General features: G+C 62.6%; 14 protein-coding genes. 2 read left to right on the forward strand and 12 right to left on the reverse strand.

The annotated features are described in order from the left end of the window. Window positions 1–34: 34 nt before the first annotated feature. The 10 genes from QF039_RS09255 to QF039_RS09300 form a co-directional block, all read right to left on the reverse strand. Window positions 35–526: a RidA family protein gene (locus QF039_RS09255; protein ID WP_003211308.1), complete on the reverse strand. Its 492-nt coding sequence runs from the start codon at window positions 524–526 to the stop codon at window positions 35–37. Between the two features lie 25 nt (window positions 527–551). Then, the gene (locus QF039_RS09260) at window positions 552–2,126 is read right to left on the reverse strand and encodes an FAD-dependent oxidoreductase (protein WP_307517615.1); all 1,575 of its coding nucleotides are present in this window, start codon (window positions 2,124–2,126) and stop codon (window positions 552–554) included. A gap of 26 nt (window positions 2,127–2,152) precedes the next feature. Beyond that, a complete protein-coding gene (locus tag QF039_RS09265) occupies window positions 2,153–4,273 on the reverse strand; it encodes a TonB-dependent receptor (protein ID WP_087694856.1) in 2,121 nt (706 codons plus the stop codon). Window positions 4,274–4,581: 308 nt separating this feature from the next. Beyond that, a complete protein-coding gene (locus tag QF039_RS09270) occupies window positions 4,582–5,541 on the reverse strand; it encodes a D-isomer specific 2-hydroxyacid dehydrogenase family protein (RefSeq protein WP_177008637.1) in 960 nt (319 codons plus the stop codon). Continuing rightward, window positions 5,538–6,716 (reverse strand): acyl-CoA dehydrogenase family protein, encoded by a 1,179-nt coding sequence (locus QF039_RS09275; RefSeq protein ID WP_177028405.1) that lies wholly within the window; start codon window positions 6,714–6,716, stop codon window positions 5,538–5,540. Before QF039_RS09275 ends, QF039_RS09270 begins: the two co-directional genes overlap by 4 nt. Window positions 6,717–6,855: 139 nt before the next feature. Beyond that, window positions 6,856–7,860, reverse strand: a complete 1,005-nt coding sequence (locus QF039_RS09280) for an ABC transporter substrate-binding protein (RefSeq protein WP_003211303.1) — start codon at window positions 7,858–7,860, stop codon at window positions 6,856–6,858. Window positions 7,861–7,873: 13 nt separating this feature from the next. Next, window positions 7,874–9,217: an LLM class flavin-dependent oxidoreductase gene (locus QF039_RS09285; RefSeq protein ID WP_008434605.1), complete on the reverse strand. Its 1,344-nt coding sequence runs from the start codon at window positions 9,215–9,217 to the stop codon at window positions 7,874–7,876. A 13-nt stretch (window positions 9,218–9,230) separates the two neighbouring features. Further along, window positions 9,231–10,187, reverse strand: coding sequence for an ABC transporter substrate-binding protein (locus tag QF039_RS09290; protein WP_003211301.1), 957 nt, complete (start codon window positions 10,185–10,187; stop codon window positions 9,231–9,233). Window positions 10,188–10,289: 102 nt separating this feature from the next. Then, the gene (locus QF039_RS09295) at window positions 10,290–11,870 is read right to left on the reverse strand and encodes a rhodanese-related sulfurtransferase (protein WP_102368807.1); all 1,581 of its coding nucleotides are present in this window, start codon (window positions 11,868–11,870) and stop codon (window positions 10,290–10,292) included. After that, window positions 11,867–12,490, reverse strand: a complete 624-nt coding sequence (locus QF039_RS09300) for a cysteine dioxygenase (protein ID WP_087694851.1) — start codon at window positions 12,488–12,490, stop codon at window positions 11,867–11,869. Before QF039_RS09300 ends, QF039_RS09295 begins: the two co-directional genes overlap by 4 nt. A 220-nt stretch (window positions 12,491–12,710) precedes the next feature. Here QF039_RS09300 and QF039_RS09305 point away from each other — a divergent pair, with 220 nt between their 5' ends. Together QF039_RS09305 and QF039_RS09310 are read left to right on the forward strand one after the other, a co-directional pair. After that, window positions 12,711–13,616 (forward strand): LysR family transcriptional regulator, encoded by a 906-nt coding sequence (locus QF039_RS09305; protein WP_008434597.1) that lies wholly within the window; start codon window positions 12,711–12,713, stop codon window positions 13,614–13,616. Window positions 13,617–13,723: 107 nt separating this feature from the next. Continuing rightward, complete coding sequence (locus tag QF039_RS09310; protein ID WP_177008632.1) at window positions 13,724–14,518, forward strand: class II aldolase/adducin family protein; 795 nt, start codon at window positions 13,724–13,726, stop codon at window positions 14,516–14,518. A gap of 41 nt (window positions 14,519–14,559) precedes the next feature. On the opposite strand, the gene QF039_RS09315 is transcribed toward QF039_RS09310, so the two are convergent. Then, complete coding sequence (locus QF039_RS09315; protein ID WP_307517626.1) at window positions 14,560–17,025, reverse strand: TonB-dependent receptor; 2,466 nt, start codon at window positions 17,023–17,025, stop codon at window positions 14,560–14,562. Between the two features lie 118 nt (window positions 17,026–17,143). After that, window positions 17,144–18,133, reverse strand: a complete 990-nt coding sequence (locus QF039_RS09320) for a FecR domain-containing protein (RefSeq protein WP_307517628.1) — start codon at window positions 18,131–18,133, stop codon at window positions 17,144–17,146.

Genomic DNA, 18,133 nt, shown 5'->3' on the forward strand with positions numbered 1-18,133 from the left:
GAGTGGAGCTCCTTGGTCTCGAGTGATGTCCCTGTCAGCGTTTGCGCGCGGCAACCGCTTCGATTTCTACCAGCCCGCCGGGCAATGGCAGCGCGACGACTTGCACCGCGGTGCGCGCCGGTTTTTTCGGCTGCTCGGCACTGCCGAAAAACGGCGTGTAGCCTTCCTGCAACCCGGCAAAGTCGAGCTTGCCGCCCTTGGCTGGATCGCCCACCAGGAATATCCGCAGCTGCACCACATCTCCCAAATCCAGGCCCTGGCCTTGCAGCACACCCTTGAGCTTGTTGAGGATCGACGTGGTCTGGATGGCCGTGTCGCCATAGGCGGCAAACGAGTCTTTCGGCGCCTTGGGGTCATGCAGGTCGGCCAACAACCCACTCACAAACAGCAGCTCGGTCTGCGGCGGTACCGACACCGCCAACGAGATAGGGAAATTCGAGTTCGGCAGCGGCACGCGCTTGATCTCATCGGCGTGGGCGGCAAGGGTGGTGGCGGTCATCAGCAGTCCTGCAAAAAGCGTCTTCATCGGTTCATTCCTTGAGAGAGAAAAGTCAGGCGGCGACGCCCGGTTGCTGGCGTTCGGCATGCCGGCCGATCAGCGAGACGATGCGCCGCGCCGAATCGGCGGCGCTGTTCTGCCAGATGCCGACGCCGCCGTGGGCGAGGGCGTCGCTGGCCAGGTACGTGCGGCCCTGGGGCTCGTTGAGCAGGCGGTAGGCGCTTTCGCCGACCTCGTCGTTGACGATCCACGGGCCCTTGCTGTAGCTGACTTTCGACCAGTTGATCGCCACCGGTTTTTGCAGCTTGGCGCTGTGGCCGGGGTGCAACAGCTCCACCGCCTGGCGTGAGGAGGCGAACTGTTCGGCCAGGGATTTCTGGCTGAAGGTCTGGGCCGATTCACTGGTGTTGTAGGCCGCCACCAGAATCCCCTGGGCGCTGTTGAGGCGGTCGCTGGGGTACCACAGGCCTTTGACTTCATGGTCGAGGTACGACAGGCCGCCGTAGATGTTGAAGTCGGTTTCCCAGAAGCGCGGCGCCTGCCAGGCCACCTTGTTGGCCTGGTCGCTTTGCGCGGTCTGGATCGCCTGCTTGAAGGGTGCCGTGAAGTTGGTTGGCAGCTTGGCCAGCAGCGGCAAGGGCACGGTGACAATCGCGTAGTCGGCACTCAGCACCTGGGTCTTGCCGCTGATACGGTCGCGGTAGGTGATCCGGCTGCCTTGCTCCGAGGTCTGGATATCGCTGACTTCGGCGTTGAAGCGCACCGCATCTTTCAGATGCTCGTAGAAGGCATACGGAATACGGTCCATGCCGCCCACCGGCTGGAACATGGTGGAGGAAAACTCCGGGATTTCATCGAACACAAGCGCGCCCCACAGCTTGGGATTGAGCAAGGTCTGCAGCTCCAGCGGCGCGCGGGTCACGCCGGTCTGGTCGCCGGCGCCGGGCACGCGGGTGTAGCCGGAGCGCACCGAACCCTTGTATTGCAGGTCGCCGTTGAGGTCGCCGTACACCTTGAGGAAACTCAGCAGCGCCTTGCGGTCATCCACGCTCAGGTCCTGGTCCAACGCCTTGCGGCTGACCGTGCGGGCCAGCAGTTCCGAGAGTTGGCCGCGGGTGTCGTTGACCGCCTGGCGCAGCTGGAATGCCGGTCGCTGCGTATCCGGCCGGGCCAGGGCGTTGCGGCTGCTGTTGACCAGTACTTGCAACTCCACGCCCAGCTCGCGGCAGTAGCCGAGGATCGTCTGGTGGTGGCTGGGAATACGCGCGGGGCCGGCGTTGAAAAACTGCCCGTCATCAAAGTCGACGGTCTGGCTGACGCCGTCGTCGAAATCGACCTTGGTGCCTCGGCGCAGGGTCCAGTTGCGTCCACCCACCCGGTCGCGGGCTTCCAGGATCGTCACGTTGAACCCGGCCTTGCGCAGCTCATAGGCGCTGACCAGCCCGGAGATCCCGGCGCCGACCACCACCACCTGCTTGCCTTTGCCGGTGCTGCCCAATTGCAGCGGGGTAAAGCTCGATGCCACCGCCTGAGGCGTCAGCCCCAGCGCGCCCAATGCGCTGACAGCGGCGGAATAACCGCCCACGGCGGCAATACGGGAAATCAGTTCCCTGCGGGTAAAAGCCATGATTCGCTCCTTGAGATAGCGGTTTGTCAGAGGTCGTAGCGCACGGTCAGCAACAGGGTTCGCGGGTCGTTGACCGAGTAGTAGCGGGCGCCGCTGGAGGGCACGTAGCCCACCGACTGCGGGTAGGCGCGGTCCAGCAGGTTTTTCACCGCCAGGGTGGTGGTCCAGTGGCCGTCGCCGCTGATGTAGCGGGTGTTGGCGTTCCAGAAGGTCTGTTGCGGGATTTCCTGGATGTCGTCGTTCAATGCGTTGGCGTAGGACTTGGTCTGGAACTGCGCATCGGTGCCTGCCAGCCAGGTGCCCGGCAGCCCGGCCGGGATGGTGTAGTTCAGGCCAACGCTCGCGTTCCAGCGTGGCGAGAACACCAATTGCTTGCCGTTGGCATCCACCCCGGCACCGCTGGCGTTCTGGAAGTCGTCGTACTTGCTTTGCAGGTAGCCGACGTTGGCGGTCAGTTGCAGGTCGCGGCTCAGGGCGGTGAGGGTTTCCAGCTCCACGCCGTAGGTGTGGGCACGGCCGACGTTGGTGCGCAGGCTCACCCCCAGCGCCGGGTCATAGGCGTTGGTTTGCAGGTCTTTGTAGTCGTTGTAGAACAGCGCGACGTTGGCCCGCAGGCGCTGGTCGAAGAAGTCGCCCTTGACCCCGGTTTCCCAGGTGGTCACGTCTTCCGGGGAGAACGCCTGTTCGGCGGCGGCCTGGGTGGGGGCGCGGTTGTCGTAGCCACCGGCCTTGAAACCCTTGGCGACGTAGGCGTATTGGTTCAGGTGCGGGGTCCAGGCGTATTCGAAGCCGATCTTCGGGCTGGTGGACTGCCAGGATTTGCTCGACTCGGCGGTGAAGTTGGTGCCGGTGATTTGCCGGTCGGTGTTGATCGCGTAGTTGGTGAAGTCGAAATTCTTGTGCTCGCGGGTAAAGCGCAGGCCGGCGATCAGCGACAGTTGTTGCGTCAGCTTGTAGGTGCCCTGGCCATACAGCGCATAGCTTTCGGTGTTGGTGGTGCTGTATTGGCCCTGGCCGATCACCCGATTGCGGGCGATGGAATAGGTAAGGTTGTCGCGGTCGGCGTCGAACTTCTCGCGGTACAGGTACACCCCGGTGCTGAAGCTGAAATCGTCGTAGTCGCCGTTGAGCTGGAACTCCTGGGTCGCATAGTTCTGCTTGTACAGGATCAGGTTGTTCTGGATCAGCGCGGCTTGCCCTGAGTTGTCGTAGTCCACCGGTTGATGGAACGCCGAGTAGGCGGTCACCGACTTGAAGTTCAGGTTGTCATTGATCGCGTAAATCGCCCGCAGTACCGAGCTGCCCTGGTCCAGGCGGTTTTTCGGGTCGAGACTGCTGTAGCTCTTGAATTTGTCGAAATGCCCGTTGGCGTCGAAAGGCGTGTAGCTGGTGGTGTCGCCCCGGTCGAAGGTACCGGCCAGGGTCAGTTGCACATCCCACGGCGAATCCACCGGCTTGTAGCGCAGCTTGCCGCGATAGGACTGGATGTCGACGTTGTTTACATCCTTGCCCCGGGTGGGGTCGGAGACGGTGCCGTCGCGGCTCAGGCGGATCGCCGAGAAACTGCCGAACAGCGCGTTGTCCACCAGCGGGCCGCTGATCAGCAGGCGTGCGTTCTGCGCATCGTAGTTGCCGGCGCCCAGCTCTACAAAACCACGGGTTTCCTGGGTCGGATCGCGGGTGATCACGCGGATCGCGCCGGCGCTGCTGTTGCGTCCGTACAGGGTGCCCTGGGGCCCGCGCAGCACTTCGACACGCTCCACATCGTTGAAGTCGAGCATCGACGAAATCGCACGCGGGATGTACAGGTCATCGGCATACACGGCGACGGCGGCTTCCTGGATCGGGTCGGTTTCACCGATACCGCGAATGCCGTAGGTCTGCGCGCTGTAGGAGATCGACTGGCGGCTGAGTGTCAGGTTCGGCACCTGGCCCGAGAGGTCGCGCACGCTGTTGATCTGCTTGTCTTCCAGGGCCTTTTCATCAAACGCGGAAATCGCCAGCGGGGTTTTTTGCAGGTCTTCGCTGCGGTGCTCGGCAGTGACGTTGACCACCGGCAGGGCGGTGTCGTCGGCGTGAACGGCGAGGCCGAACAGGGCGAGGGAGATGGCCAGTGCCAGGCGATTGGGTACGGCGGTAGGACTCATGATGGACCCCTGAGGTGGTTGACGGTTTAGGCAAAATTGGGCCTCCACCTGGTCAGGGGTCGGTACTGGATGTAACAGTATTTGTATAAACGCCGGGCGTAAAAGTCCGATTAGTTATAAGTTAATTATAAAAAATAGGTATGTATTGGTTTGAATGTGATGCGTAAGGCTGATGATATTTTTCGGCCGACAAAAAACAAATGTGGGAGCGGGCTTGCTCGCGATAGCGGTAGGTCAGTCACATTGATATCGACTGATCCATTGCTATCGCAGGCAAGCCAGCTCCCACATTTTGATCTCTGTTGGGTTTAGTAACCGCGTTGGGTATCAGCGAGGTTTTCCAGCGGCCGATCACTCAGATACCTTTCCAGATTGCCCAGGAAACTGTCCGCAATATCATGCCGGCTATTGGTCGAAATCGCCGACGTATGCGGCGACACCCTGACCCTCGGATGCCCATACAACGCATGCCCGTCCGGCAATGGCTCGGGCTCGGTCACATCCAGCGAAGCCAGCCCGATATGGCCGCTGTCCAGCGCCTCCAGCAGCGCCTCATGATCCACCAATCCTCCCCGGGCAATATTGATGAGGTGCAACCCTGGCTTGGCATTCGCCAGCGCCTCCCGATCGACGATATGCCGTGTGGCCTCGGTCAGTGGCGCTGCCAGCACCAGGTGATCGGAACGCGCAAACAGGTCATGGATATCCCGCGCCGCGTCCACACCCTCCACGTCAAACGGCGTGTCACTTTGGCGTAATGCCACCACCTTGATCCCCAACCCATGAGCCTTCTGCGCCAGGCTGCGGCCAATCGCGCCAAACCCGAGAATCCCCAGGGTGGTGCCCTTGAGCGGGCGCAACGGGGTGAACTGCCACTGGGCATCCTTTACCCAAATATCCGGCAAATGCTTGGCCGCCGCGAAGATTGCCGCGAGGGCGAACTCGGCGAGGTTTTCGGCGGCGCTGCCCCGTGAGGTGCTCACCGGCGGCCCGTTGAACAGCCACCTGGGATAGAAGTCGATGCCCGACGACACCACCTGGATCCACTGCACGCCGTACGGCCAACCCGGGGGCGGTGTGTCCGGCGCGGTGTAGCCGCGCACATTGATCGGCCGGGCCAGCAGGATATTGGCCTGGGCCGGCAAGTCGCTGGGCACACCGGCCGGCACGCTGATCACCTCAGCACCGGGGTGCGTGAGGGCCAGGCGCTGGCGGATGACTTGATTGAAATCTTCGTCCAGCTGGCTGGCGATAATCACCTGGCTCATGGGCGTTCCTTGTGTCGTTGAGCGAAGACGGCCTTGCCGACGCCTTGCAGCACCGCGTCGTTCTGCGGGGTATGCACGCGGCTGCACAGCACGTCGCGGTAATGCCGCTGCAGTGGGCTGTGTCGGGACAGGCCGGGATTGCCGGACGCCTCGATGGCCAACTCGACGGCACGGATCGCGTTGCCGGTCACCAGGTATTTGATCTGTGCGGCGTGGGCCGTCGGGGTGTGCCCGTCGGCGGCGGCATCCAGCAGGCTGCGGTTGGCAAACAGCAGAGTGTCGATATGCCCGACGGTCTCCTGAAAGCGCGGCAAGGTCGACAGCGCGGCGCCGAGGTTGGACGGCTTGCGTTGTTCCAGCCAGTCCACCAGCCAGTCGCGCGCGGCCTGGGCCACGGCGTCGTACACCGATGAGAGCAGTACCGACATCCACAGGAACCCGTCACCGTCCAGTTCCGCCTGCGGTGCGCTCCAGGGGCTGACGCTGACCGCGTGGTCCAGCGGCACCAGCACGTTGTCGAACACCACTTCATGGCTGCAGGTGGCGCGCATGCCGAGGTGGTCCCAGGTGTCGATGATGCTGATGCCGGGGCTGTCCCTGGGCACCAGCCAGGCGCCTACCAACGGGTCTTCATCGCTGCTGCGGGCCCACACGCTGAACCAGCTCAGGCCATGGCTGCCGGTGGAGTAGATCTTGCGCCCGCTGATGCGCCAGCCGGCGGCGGTACGCCGGGCGATGGTCGCGGGCAGGCCGCCACGGGCCGGGGTGCCGAGATCGGGTTCGACGCGCAGGGCATTGATCAACGCCCCATTGCGCACAGCGTCTTCGGCGACCTGGGTGCGCAGGGCGGGCGGCCAGGTTTTGCTGTCTTGCAGGCGCGTGTGTTGCAGGTACTGCATCACCAGGATCAACGCGGTGGACGGCTCGCCCTTGGCAATTGCGCTGATGGCCTTGCGCGCCTGGCTCAGGTTGGCACCGCCACCGCCGAGGGCCTTGGGCACGGTCAGGGCGACAAGGCCGTGTTCGTGCAGCAGCTTGAAGTTGTCGTGGGGGAAGGTGCCGCTTTCATCAACGATGTGTGCAGTGGCGGCGAGCTGGGCGCTGAGGCGTTCCAGCAAGGCTTCGAAATTGGCCACTTCCACGGAGCGCAGTGACGGTTGAGAAGAAAGGCTCATGATGGGTGTACTCGTTCAAAATGTGGGAGCGGGCTTGCTCGCGAAAGCGGTGTGTCGGGTTGCACATCCGTTGGCTGATCCACCGCTTTCGCGAGCAAGCCCGCTCCCACATGGGTTATTCGGCGTTTTCGAAGGCGGGTTATATCGGCAGCAACTTGAACTGCCGGTCCCACAACGGGCTGACATCCAGCCGCTCGTTCAATACCCCGGCATTGAAGAACAGGTCCGCCACTTCCTGCTGCGAAGCGATGGCCTGGTCGTTCACCTCGATCACGCTGTAGGGCTGGCTGCGGTTGTTGTACACGTCGAGGAACACGGCCTTGTCCACACCGAGCAACTTCGCCGATTTTTCAGCCCACGGCTCAGGGTTGTTGTTCATCCATTCCAGCGTGCGCGCCTGGCGCTGCAAGTAATCCTGGATCGCCTGTTTGCGCAGTGGGTCTTCCAGGGCGGCGGGGCGGGCGCCGATCAGGTAGTTGCCGGAGAGGTAGCCGAGGGCGGTTTTCAATACCCGGGCGCCGCTGCGGAATTTCGCCAGCTGGATAAACACCCCATAGATCACCCAGGCGTCCAGTTGGCCACTCTGGAACGCGCTGAAACCGTCCTGTGGCGTGAGTGCCACGGGGGTGATGTCGTTGAAGGTCAGCCCTTGCTCCTTCAAGGCCTTGATCAAGAAGTAGTGCGAGGTGGTGGAGCGCACATAGCCCACACGCTTGCCTTTCAACTGGGCGATGGATTCAATTTTCGACTCCTTGGGAATCAGGATCACCTGGTTATTCACGTCACCTTGCAGCACCGCAATCAGCTTCGGCTCGCGGTGGCTCTGGATCGAGAAGATCGGCGGGATCTCGCTCATGCCGCCAATGTCCAGGCTGCCGGAGGCCAGCGCTTCGACGATCAGGTTGCCGCCGGCGAACTCGGCGTAGTCGACTTTATAGGGCGTGTTGGAAGTGCCGGCGTCGTCGGTGAAATACGAGTCCTGGCCACGGTAGGTGGCGACGGCCAGGGTCAGGTCCGAGAGCTTCGCAGGTGCAGCGAAAGCCCGGGGCACCAGCGAGGCGAGGCCCAGGGCGCCAAGGGCAATCGAACTGGCACCCAGGAAGCCGCGACGATTGAACTGTCCGTGTTTGATCGTGTTCGTCATGGTCGTGCCCTGGTCAGATGGCGATCTGCGTTGGTTGAGTTTCGAACGGGGTGCTGTAGCGGTTCGCCGGCACGTCCAGGCCAAGGTTTTCCCGCAGGGTGGCGCCGCTGTATTCGCTGCGCAACAGCCCGCGTTGTTGCAGCACCGGCACTACCAGCTCGGTGAAGTACTGCAAGCCGTCCGGCAGCAGTGAATTGATGATGAAGCCGTCGGCCGCGCCGGCTTCGAACCAGGTCTGGATCGCGTCGGCGACCTGCTCCGGGGTACCGACAAAATCGCGCTTGGGCCGGGAGAACCGCAGGGCCACTTCCCGCAGGGTCAGGCGTTCATCGCGGGCCAGTTGCTTGATGCGGTCGGAGCCGCCTTTCTGGCTGTTGGAGCCCAGGTCGCCGAGTTCCGGGAAGGGTTCGTCCAGCGGGTACTTGCTGAAATCGTGGTCGTTGAACGGGCGGCCCAGGGCGACGATTGCGTCCTCGACGGTCACCAGCTCCACAGCTTGCTGATAGCGGCTTTCCACCTCGGCTTCGTCGCGGCCAACAATCGGCCGGATGCCCGGCAGGATCGACAACTGGTCAGCATCACGGCCAAAACTGCGGGCGCGTTTCTTCAAGTCCTGGGCGTAGGCCTTGGCTTCGTCGAAGGTCTCGGCATGGACAAAAATCGCGTCGCTGTTTTCGGCGGCAAAATTGCGCCCGTCCTCGGAAGTGCCCGCCTGGAAAATCACCGGCTGGCCCTGGCGCGAGCGGGCGATATTCAGCGGGCCCTTGACCGAGAAAAACTCGCCTTTGTGTTCCAGTGCATGCAGCTTGCCAGGGGTGAAAAATTCGCCGCTTTGCTTGTTGTACGCAAAGGCATCGTCTTCCCAGGAATCCCACAGGCCCTTGACCACATTCACGTGCTCCCTGGCGATGCGGTAGCGCACGGCGTGGGGCGGGTGCTCGGCCTTGCCGAAGTTGTCGGCGGTGCCGCTGAGCCACGAAGTCACCACGTTCCAGCCGGCGCGGCCGCCGCTGATGTGGTCCAGGGAGGCGAACTGGCGTGCCACCTGGAATGGTTCGGTGTAGCTCACGGTGACGGTTGCCACCAGGCCGATGTTCGAGGTCAGGGCGGCCAGGGCCGAAAGAATGGTCAGTGGCTCAAAACGGTTGAGGTAGTGCGGGCTGGATTTTTCATGGATATGCAGGCTGTCGGCGATGAACACGAAGTCGAACTTCGCGCCTTCGGCCAGTTGCGTCTGATGCTTGTAGAACCCGAAGTTGACGCTGGCATTGGGCTGCGCCTGCGGGTGGCGCCATTCGCCCCAGCCGTGACCGACGCCGTGCACCATGGCACCGAGTTTCAGTTGGCGTTTGCTCATGTTCTCTCTCCTTTTAGCGGGAAGCCTGGGTAAGCGGGGCACGTTTGGCGTTGAAGCTTTTGTCGAAGCCTTGGGAGACGTCGATGTGTTTGGTCAGCAGGCCTTCGTCCTGATAGATGTCGGCGGTGGTTTGCAGGCCGCTGATCACCGAGTCGTCAATCGCCACCGGTTGCATATGGGTGGCGTTGGCCACGGCTACGTGCACCTCCAGCGGCAAGCCGGTGATTTTGGCCATGGCGGCGGCGAACGCCTGCGGGTGATCGTTGCTCCAGCGGTAGGCGCGGTCGACCCGGGCCACGAAGTCGTCCAGCTGCACGCGCTTGTCGGCAATCGCCTTGCTGGTGGCGGCGAGGTACAGGTGATTGCTCAGCAGGTTGTTGCCGCTGGCAAGGACCCTTGCCTGGCTCTGGCTGGTGACCACGGTGGTGTAGGGGTCCCAGGTCGACCAGGCATCGGCGGTGCCGTTATCCAGCACCAGCCGTGACTCGCTGGGCAGCAGGAAGATGAACTGCACGTCGTGGGTGGAAAGGCCGGCGCTGCGCAGCGCCTTGATCGCCAGGAAGTGCCCGATGGAGCCGCGGGTGGTGACGATGCGCTTGCCCTTGAGGTCGGCAAGATCGTGGATCGGGGAATCTTTCGGAACAATCAGCGCGGTAGTGTTGCGGCCTTCGGCGTGGATGATGCTCACCACCTTCAGCGGTGCTCCGGCACCGAGGGCGAACACGTAGGGCGCGTCCCCCAGCGCGCCGATGTCCACGGCTCCGGCGTTGAGGGCTTCGCCCAGCGGTGCGGCGGCGGGGAACTCGGACCACTGGATTTCGTAGGGCACATCCCGGGTTTCGCCGGCGACTTCCAGCAGCGCCTTGATGGTGGATTTCTGGTTGGCCACTCGCAGGGGCTGCAGGTCGGCGGCCTGGCAAGTCGCCCCCAGGGTGAGGGCGGCCAGTAAAAGGGCAAGGGTAAAGCGCATCAGGCGGGCTCCAGGCTAGGTCTTGCGTTCAGTCGCCTCCGCCTGGAGAAGGGGTCGGCTGGTAGTGGGAAGAGGAGCGAGCGGACTCGCTCCTTGGGGTGTTCAGATCACATAAAACCCGTGGGTGCCGTCGCGGGCCAGCTGGTCCACCAGGCCGAACTCCCAGTCGAGGTAGGCCTGCATGGCTTCCTTCGGATTGTCGGTGCCTTCGTACGGGCGGCGGTAGCGGTCGATGCGCGGTGAAGCGAGGCGGGTCTCGCCTTCCTCCAGCGGCAGTTGCGCGGCGATCCAGCTGGCAGTGCCGTCCTGCAGCAGGAACACGGGCTTGCCGGTCAGCGCTTCGACTTGCGCCACCGCGAGGCGCGCCAGCTGGCTGCTGCCACAGGTCAACACATAGCGTTCGGCAGCAGGCACCTTGCGCAAGGCTTCGGGCAACTGCCCGCGCAACGCCCACCAGGCACCGGGAATGTGGCGCTTGACGTAGTTGGCGCTGGCGGTGAAATCCAGTACTGCGGTGTCGCCATGAGCCTGCCATTCGGCGAGGGTGTGCGGGCTGATGAGTTCGGCCTGTTGCGGCGCCGGGACGGGGGCAACCCAGGCCCCCGGTTCGCTGAAGTGCGCAGGTTGCAGGTCATCCAGCACATGCACTTCCCAACCCAGTTGTGCGAGCCAGGACGCAGACATATTGGCCCGCACGCCGTCGTCATCCACCAGTACCAGCCGGGCGCCGCGTACGCTGGCGACGTGATCGGTTTCCTGCACCAGTTGGCCGCCCGGTGTGGAGCGCGAGCCGGGCAGGTGGCCGGCTTCGAATTCTTCCGGGGTGCGTACGTCGAACAGGTAAGTGGTGCGCGCCGCTTCCTGCTGCCAGCGTTGCAGGTCGGCGAGGGTGGCGCGGCCTACGCGGGCCTTGTCGGCGACTTGGCGGGCGTCCCTGGCGGCGATCTGGCGGTGTTCTTCCGAGGTCGGCGCGAAGCGTCGAGCCTGGCCGTGTTGCAGCTTCTGCCCGGCCAGGGTCCAGCCGATGGTGCCGTTGCGCAGGGCAGACACCGGGTTGGCGATGCCGGCATTGATCAGCGACTGGGTGCCGATGATGCTGCGGGTACGCCCGGCGCAGTTGACGATAATGCGCGTGGCCGGGTCCGGTGCCAGCTCACGGGCGCGCAGCACCAGTTCGGCGCCGGGCACGCTGATGCCGGTGGGAATGCTCATGGTCTGGTATTCATCGAAGCGGCGGGCGTCGAGCACCACCACGTCGGCGTTGCTGTCGAGCAACGCCTGCACTTCTTCAGCCGCCAGCGACGGTGTGTGGCGCTGGCTTTCCACCAGCTCGCCAAAGGATTTACTTGGCACGTTGACGTCGATAAACAGCTCGCCACCGGCGCTGCGCCAACCGTCCAGGCCGCCTTCCAGCAGGCTGACCTCGGTATAGCCGAGCGCCTGCAAGCGCTGGGCGGCGATCTGTGCCAGGCCTTCGCCATTGTCGTACACCGTCACCTGGGTATCCCGGCGTGGGATGCGTGAATACACTTCCAGTTCCAGTTTCGACAGCGGGATATTCGCGGCGAACAGCGGGTGGGATTCGGCGAAAGGCGCTTCCTCGCGCACATCCACAAGGGCGACTTCTTCACGGTCCAGCAGGGCCTGGCGAATCTGGGCGAAGCTGCGGTTCGATACAGTCATGGGGCAGGGCTCTCTTTGGACAGGGCGTCTTTGGACAAATCCCAGATGTTCGGGAGAAAAGCGTTGGAATAACCGGAGATAAACAGTTTCTCGCTGCCGTCCGGCTGGTACACGGCGCGGCGCACCGCACCGATGTTGGCGCCATACACATGAATGCTGATGGACACCTGGTCACTGAAGGCATTGCTGACTTGATGGATGTCACCGATCTTCGGCGACACGGCTTCCACCTGGCCGGGTTCCAGCTGGATGCGCTTGCCGTCGGCGACCAGTGCGCCCTCGGCGTTACGCGCAAAGCCCTGGGAATACTCGGAACCGCGCAGCATGCCGATCAGCCCCCACACGCGATGGTCATGGATCGGCGTGGTCTGCCCCGGCCCCCACACAAAGCTGACGATGCTGAAGCGCTGGCGCGAATCGGCGTGCAGCAGGAATTGCTGATAACGCTCGGGGTCGGGTTGGGCAAACTCGTCCGGCAGCCAGTCATCGTGGCTGACCAGTTGCGCCAGCAGCTTGCCGCCTCGGTGCAGCAGGTCGCCTTCGCGAGGGTTGCCGTCGATCAATTCCGCCAGGGCGCCAATGAATGCTCTGAGTCTCTCCGGGTGTCGGGCCTGGGTCATGACAATTCCATCGTGGGTGGTTCGTGGTGATGGGTTTATCTAAGCATAATGTTTATAGTTAATATGCTATTTTTTAATGATTAGGTTATAGCGGAAAGTAATTTAGAACCGGTTTGAATAGCGTTAGACGTTATCGATCCGGGGGTTGGGCTATCCAGCCACCGTTTATGGAACTATGCTTTTCACACATCTTAATGACTGTTCTCTATGTGCGGCCCAAATGAAAATTGACGATATCGATGCCTTTGTCGAAGTGATTCGTTGCCAGTCCATCAGCCATGCCGCCGAGTCGCTGCAACTGACCCAGCCGGCCATTACCCGTCGCGTGCAGAACTTCGAGCAGGCGCTGGGGGTGGAGTTGTTCGACCGCAACACCAAGCCGCTCAAGCCTACTTTGATCGGTACGCGGGTGTATGAACAGTGCCGTTCGATCCTTCGGGAAATGGACGCCCTGCGGGAACTGGTGGCCACCGACGCGCCGCCCACCGGCCTGCTGCGCCTGGGGGTGCCGCAGACCATTGGCGACGTGGTGTTGCTGGACGCCCTCAAGCACCTGCGCAGTGAATTCCCCGAGCTGCGGGCCCAGGTGGCTACCGGCTGGGGCAGCCAACTGGTGGGCAAGATCGAGCGCGGCGAACTGGACGCGGCGGCGGCGCTGTTTCCGGCGGGCAAGATCTTCCCGGATAACATCGTCGGCGAGTCCATCGGCAAGATGGAACTGGTGGTGGTGTGTGCCAAGGCCCAACTGCCGAAGAAGCCCTGCAAGCTGGCGGACGTGTACCAGAATGGCTGGATCCTGAACCCGGATGGCTGCGGTTTCCGTGCCGGGTTGCAACGCACCCTGTCGGACCAGGGCCTGGCGTTGCGGGTCAACCTGGAGACCTTCGGCACCGAGCTACAGTTGGGCCTGGTGGCTGACGGCCTGGGCCTCGGCCTGGTGCCACGCCCGCTGCTGGAGCGCAGTGCCCATCGCGATCAACTGGCGGCCATGCCACTGAAGGACTTCAAGCCGGTGATGGACCTGTGGCTGATCTACCCGCATTTCCTGGGCAACCTGCAAGGGCCGGTGGACGCGTTTGGCAAGCTGGTGGCGGCGTCTTTGCACAAGGTGCGCAATGCGGCGTGATATGAAAAAAAATAATAATTAGCTTAGATTAAAATGTGCTTTTTATTATTTTTGGTCATCCCCTAGGCTTGCCTGGAAGTCCTTAAGGCCATCCAGGAAGTTTTGCCATGAGCAGCGTCACCTCGATCTCCAGTGTCTCGAACAACGTCCGCCAGCGGGTTACCCCGGAAGAGTGGGAGGTGCGCGTTAAACTTGCGGCGGCCTATCGGCTGGCGGCCTTGTACAAGTGGACCGACCACATCTACACGCACTTCTCCGCCCGGGTGCCGGGGCCTGAGGAGCATTTCCTGATCAATGCCTACGGGCTGTTGTTCGATGAGATCAGCGCTTCGAATCTGGTCAAGGTGGATATCGACGGCACGATTGTCGATGACCCTACGGGCCTGGGGATCAACTATGCGGGCTATGTGATCCACAGCGCTATCCATGGGGCTCGCCACGATTTGCAGGCCGTGCTGCATACGCATACGCGCGACGGTATTGCGGTGTCGGCGCAGAAGGACGGGTTGTTGCCGATCTCCCAGCATTCCATCGGGTTTTCCGGGCGCGTTGCGTACCACGGGTATGAAGGTGTGGCCCTTGACCTGGATGAGCGTGAGCGGTTGGTGGCGGACCTGGGGGACAAGAGTGTGATGATCTTGCGCAACCATGGATTGCTGACGGCGGGGGTGAGTGTGGAGCATGCGTTCCAGCAGCTGCAGGGGCTGGAGCGGGCGTGCAATATCCAGATTGCGGCGCAGGCGGGGGGGAATGCCGAGTTGATCTTTCCGCCGGCGGAGGTGGTGGCCAAGGTGGAGAAGCAGGCAGAAGTGTTCAAGAGCGGGGATGGGCCGGGGGTGGCGCGGCACTGGAATGCGTTGATTCGGCAGCTGGAGCGCAGCGATACCGATTACAAGAACTGATCGATGCGGTGAGAGAGACTGCTCCCTCACCGCAGGTCGGGTCAGAAGCTGTACTTGGCGGTCACCGTGAAATTGCGTGGATCGCCGTACACGTCATACGGACTCCAGGTGCTGTTGCTGGCGATGCCCTGATAGTACTTTTTGTCGAACAGGTTGTTGACGTTCAGCCGGGTATCGAGGTGTTGATTGACCTTGTAGCCCACCATCAATCCCACCAGTGCATAGGCCTCCTGTTCGATATGGTAGGGGCCGAAACTTGAGTTGCTGCCCTTGTTGAACATGCTGCTCTGGCCATACAGGTTGGCGCCGACACGCCACTGATCCAGCTCCCCTGGCAGGGTGTACACGGTGTTCAACTTGAACATATGGCGTGGCAGGTCGGTGTCGAACAGGCGGCCCTCCTTGGTGCGGTCGGCGTCCTTGCGGTACTTGGCCTGGGCGAAGGTGTAGCCGGCGCCCACTTGCCAATCAGGGGTCAGGGCGCCGATCAATTCCAGGTCGATACCCTGGCTGCGGACCTTGCCGGCGGCTTCGTAGCAGTACACACCGTCGTTGCTGCGTGCGCACTGGGACTGGTTGTCGAGCAAGGCCGCGCGGTTTTCCTGGTCGATCTCGAAGAGCGCGGCACTGGCATTGAGCGCGCCGCCGAAGTATTCACCCTTGATACCTATTTCGTAGTTCTTGCCTTCGATCGGCTTGATCACCGAGTTGTCGTTGGCGACCTCGCTTTGCGGCATGAAAATGTCGGTGTAGCTGGCGTAGACCGAGTGGTGCTCGTCCAGTTCATAGATCACGCCCGCGTAGCGCGTCAGGTTGCGGGTGACCTTGTATTGGCTGTTGGTGTAGTAACCGTCATTGATCTGGTTGTAGATCGAGGTGGTGTCGTACCAGTCCAGGCGTGCGCCGAGAATGACTTTCAGCGGGTCGGTGATGCTCCAGCGGGTGGTGATGTAGAGGCCTTCCTGGTCGACTTTTTCATTCAGGTCGTAGCTGTCCGGAACACTGGGCTTGGGTACGCTGCGGGGGCTGAAGTTGATGATGTCGGCCACTGGAATGAAGGTGTTGCCGCCCTTGCCGCTGGTCTTGAGTTGGCGCTTGCTGGCACCCACGACCAGTTCATGCTGGCGCCCCAACAGGCTGAATGGTCCGCTGGCGTAGGCATCATAAGTGGACTGATCGTAGTTGCGGGTCTGGTTGAACACCCGCTGCTGGTAGGCGCCGTAGTGTTCCAGTACGGCACCGGTCAGCGCGAAGTCAGACCAGTTCTTTGACGCGGCCAGGTGCAGGCGCCAGTCATTGTCGAAACGGTGATCCAGCTCGGCAAATACGGTTTTGTTGTCGATGTCCTGGTGGCTCCAGCTATACCCAAAGGTCTTTGAACGGGAAAAGTTGGCATGGCTGCCGTCGCTGTTGACCGGTAACCCGCCCCAGTTGATGTTGTTGTTATCGTTCTGATCCGAAGCTCCCAGGGTCAGGGTGGTGCTGTCGCTCAGGTCGAACTCGCTGATGCCGTAGAACACCCCCCGTTCGCGGCCGGCGTAATCCTGGAAGCTGTCCTTGTCCTGGTACGCCCCGACAAACCGTCCGCGCACGCTGGCGCTGTCGTTGAGGGGGCCGGACACGTCCAGCTCGGAGCGGTAATTGTCCCAGCTGCCGGCGCTGCCAGTGACGCTGGCCTGGAACTCCCGCGTCGGCCGCTTGCGCACCATGTTGATCGCCGCGGACGGGTTGCCGGCGCCTTGCATCAGACCGGTGGCGCCGCGCACGATTTCCACGTGGTCGTAGGGCGCCATGTCGGCAGCGGCGACCCAGTCGGCGTTGTAGGTGGTGGGCAATCCGTCGAACATCAGGTTGTTGATGGGGAAACCGCGGGAGAAATACTCACTGTTGGCCGGCCGTGCTGCGGACATGCGCAGCCCTGGGGTTGCCTGCACCACATCGTCGAGGCTGCGCATGCCCTGGTCGTCCATGCGTTGACGGGTGATGACGGTCACCGATTGCGGCGTTTCACGCAGCGACAGCGGCAGCTTGGTGGCGGTCTGCATTGAGCCTGTGGCGTAGGAGCCGGTATTTTCCGTGGTAGCACCCAGCCCCGTGGCATTGATGTTGGTGGCGCCGAGCTCCAGGGCACCAGTGCTGTCGGCCTCGGGCACCAGCACATAGCTGCCGTTGGTTTGCAGCGCGGCGGTGTAACCGCTGCCCGCCAGAATCCTCGCAAAGCCTTGGGCTACTGTGTAGGCACCCTCGAGGCCCGGACTGTTTTTGCCGGCGGTCAGGCTCGCGTTGGCGGACACCGCAATGGCTGCTTGCAATCCGAACTGGCCCAACACCTGGTCCAGCGGCCCTGCGCCGACCGCGAAGTGGATCTGCCTGTCTGCCGTTTGCGCCAGGGCTACCGGTGCGAGCACGCTTTGCGCAAGTACCGCGCCGCTGAACAGGACCAGGCTGAGGGTTGATGCACAGCGATGATTGCTGCTGCGTGGGCGAGGGGCGGAGCGGTCTTTCATGGCAGGTTTCCGGAGTCAGGAGGAGGGCTTTCCCGCCACTGCAATGAGCGGGAGTCGCCCATAAGCCAAACGAGAATGAAAAACCTGCAGCTTTTTTCAGTTTATTTTCATGGCAGGCTCACCGCGCGGTGAATGTGACCCAATAACGCGTGCGCTGCTGCACCTTCACCGGGAGGCTCTGTTCAAGCATCGAGAAGATCTGCCCGGGATTGTTCAGCGGGTAAGAGCCGCTCAGTCGCAGGTCGGCGACCGCCGGTTCGCAGCGCAAAATGCCTGGCAGATACCGCGCCAGTTCCTGGGCGAAATCCTCCAGGCGCATGCGTTCGGCCACGATGAATCCGTCGATCCATGCCGTATCGTTCAGGTTGGCCGGTTGTGCCGGGTAGACGCGAGTGCTGCTGATCCAGGCCTGTGAGTGGGCGTCTACCACCAGCGCCTCGCCTCCTGCCTTGAGGCGGGCGGCGACCCGGCCGCTGCTGACGGACACCAGGGTTCCGTGCCCATCGTTTTCGCGCCGTACGGTGAACCGCGTGCCCAACGGCTGCAGGCGCGCTTCGGCGGTGTACACCAGCAAGGGGCGCCCGGCGGGGTCGCTGGCGGTGAGGATGTCGACTTCGCCTTGACGCAGGGTCAGGCGGCGTTCCTGGGTATCGTATTGCGCATCCAGCAGCGTTCGGGTGTTAAGCCAGATTTGTGTGCCGTCGCTCAGCGTGTGGTGGCGGCGTTCGCCGGTTGCGGTGTGGTAATCGGCCAGGGCGCTTTGTACCCAAAAGCTGTCACTGGCCTGCCAGGCGGTACCGCCCAACAAGCCGGCACCCAACAGGAGTTTCAACACCTGGCGACGATCACGCTCCAGGGTTCGGGTCTGTTGCAAGGTCTGGCGTGCCAGCGGGGTGCTCAGTTGCTGGCTGCGCCGTTGCAACTGTTGGGTGAGGGTGGTGAAGCGTTGCCAGGCGCGTTCGTGTTGGGGGTCGGCCTGGCGCCACTGTTGCAACTGTTCCTGCTGCTGGGGGCTGATCTCACCCGATTGCGCCAGGGTGAACCAGGCGACAGCCTGGTCACGCACGGATTCGGGGATGGGGTGTTCCTGATGATCCTGAACCGACAC

This window comes from Pseudomonas sp. W2I6 (assembly GCF_030815935.1).
GTDB lineage: Bacteria > Pseudomonadota > Gammaproteobacteria > Pseudomonadales > Pseudomonadaceae > Aquipseudomonas.

Excerpts from the sequence above, each read along its gene's own strand:
- QF039_RS09255 (WP_003211308.1), bottom strand. The coding sequence starts at position 526 with ATGAAGACGCTTTTTGCAGGACTGCTGATGACCGCCACCACCCTTGCC.
- QF039_RS09260 (WP_307517615.1), bottom strand. The coding sequence starts at position 2,126 with ATGGCTTTTACCCGCAGGGAACTGATTTCCCGTATTGCCGCCGTGGGC.
- QF039_RS09265 (WP_087694856.1), bottom strand. The coding sequence starts at position 4,273 with ATGAGTCCTACCGCCGTACCCAATCGCCTGGCACTGGCCATCTCCCTC.
- QF039_RS09270 (WP_177008637.1), bottom strand. The coding sequence starts at position 5,541 with ATGAGCCAGGTGATTATCGCCAGCCAGCTGGACGAAGATTTCAATCAA.
- QF039_RS09275 (WP_177028405.1), bottom strand. The coding sequence starts at position 6,716 with ATGAGCCTTTCTTCTCAACCGTCACTGCGCTCCGTGGAAGTGGCCAAT.
- QF039_RS09280 (WP_003211303.1), bottom strand. The coding sequence starts at position 7,860 with ATGACGAACACGATCAAACACGGACAGTTCAATCGTCGCGGCTTCCTG.
- QF039_RS09285 (WP_008434605.1), bottom strand. The coding sequence starts at position 9,217 with ATGAGCAAACGCCAACTGAAACTCGGTGCCATGGTGCACGGCGTCGGT.
- QF039_RS09290 (WP_003211301.1), bottom strand. The coding sequence starts at position 10,187 with ATGCGCTTTACCCTTGCCCTTTTACTGGCCGCCCTCACCCTGGGGGCG.
- QF039_RS09295 (WP_102368807.1), bottom strand. The coding sequence starts at position 11,870 with ATGACTGTATCGAACCGCAGCTTCGCCCAGATTCGCCAGGCCCTGCTG.
- QF039_RS09300 (WP_087694851.1), bottom strand. The coding sequence starts at position 12,490 with ATGACCCAGGCCCGACACCCGGAGAGACTCAGAGCATTCATTGGCGCC.
- QF039_RS09305 (WP_008434597.1), top strand. The coding sequence starts at position 12,711 with ATGAAAATTGACGATATCGATGCCTTTGTCGAAGTGATTCGTTGCCAG.
- QF039_RS09310 (WP_177008632.1), top strand. The coding sequence starts at position 13,724 with ATGAGCAGCGTCACCTCGATCTCCAGTGTCTCGAACAACGTCCGCCAG.
- QF039_RS09315 (WP_307517626.1), bottom strand. The coding sequence starts at position 17,025 with ATGAAAGACCGCTCCGCCCCTCGCCCACGCAGCAGCAATCATCGCTGT.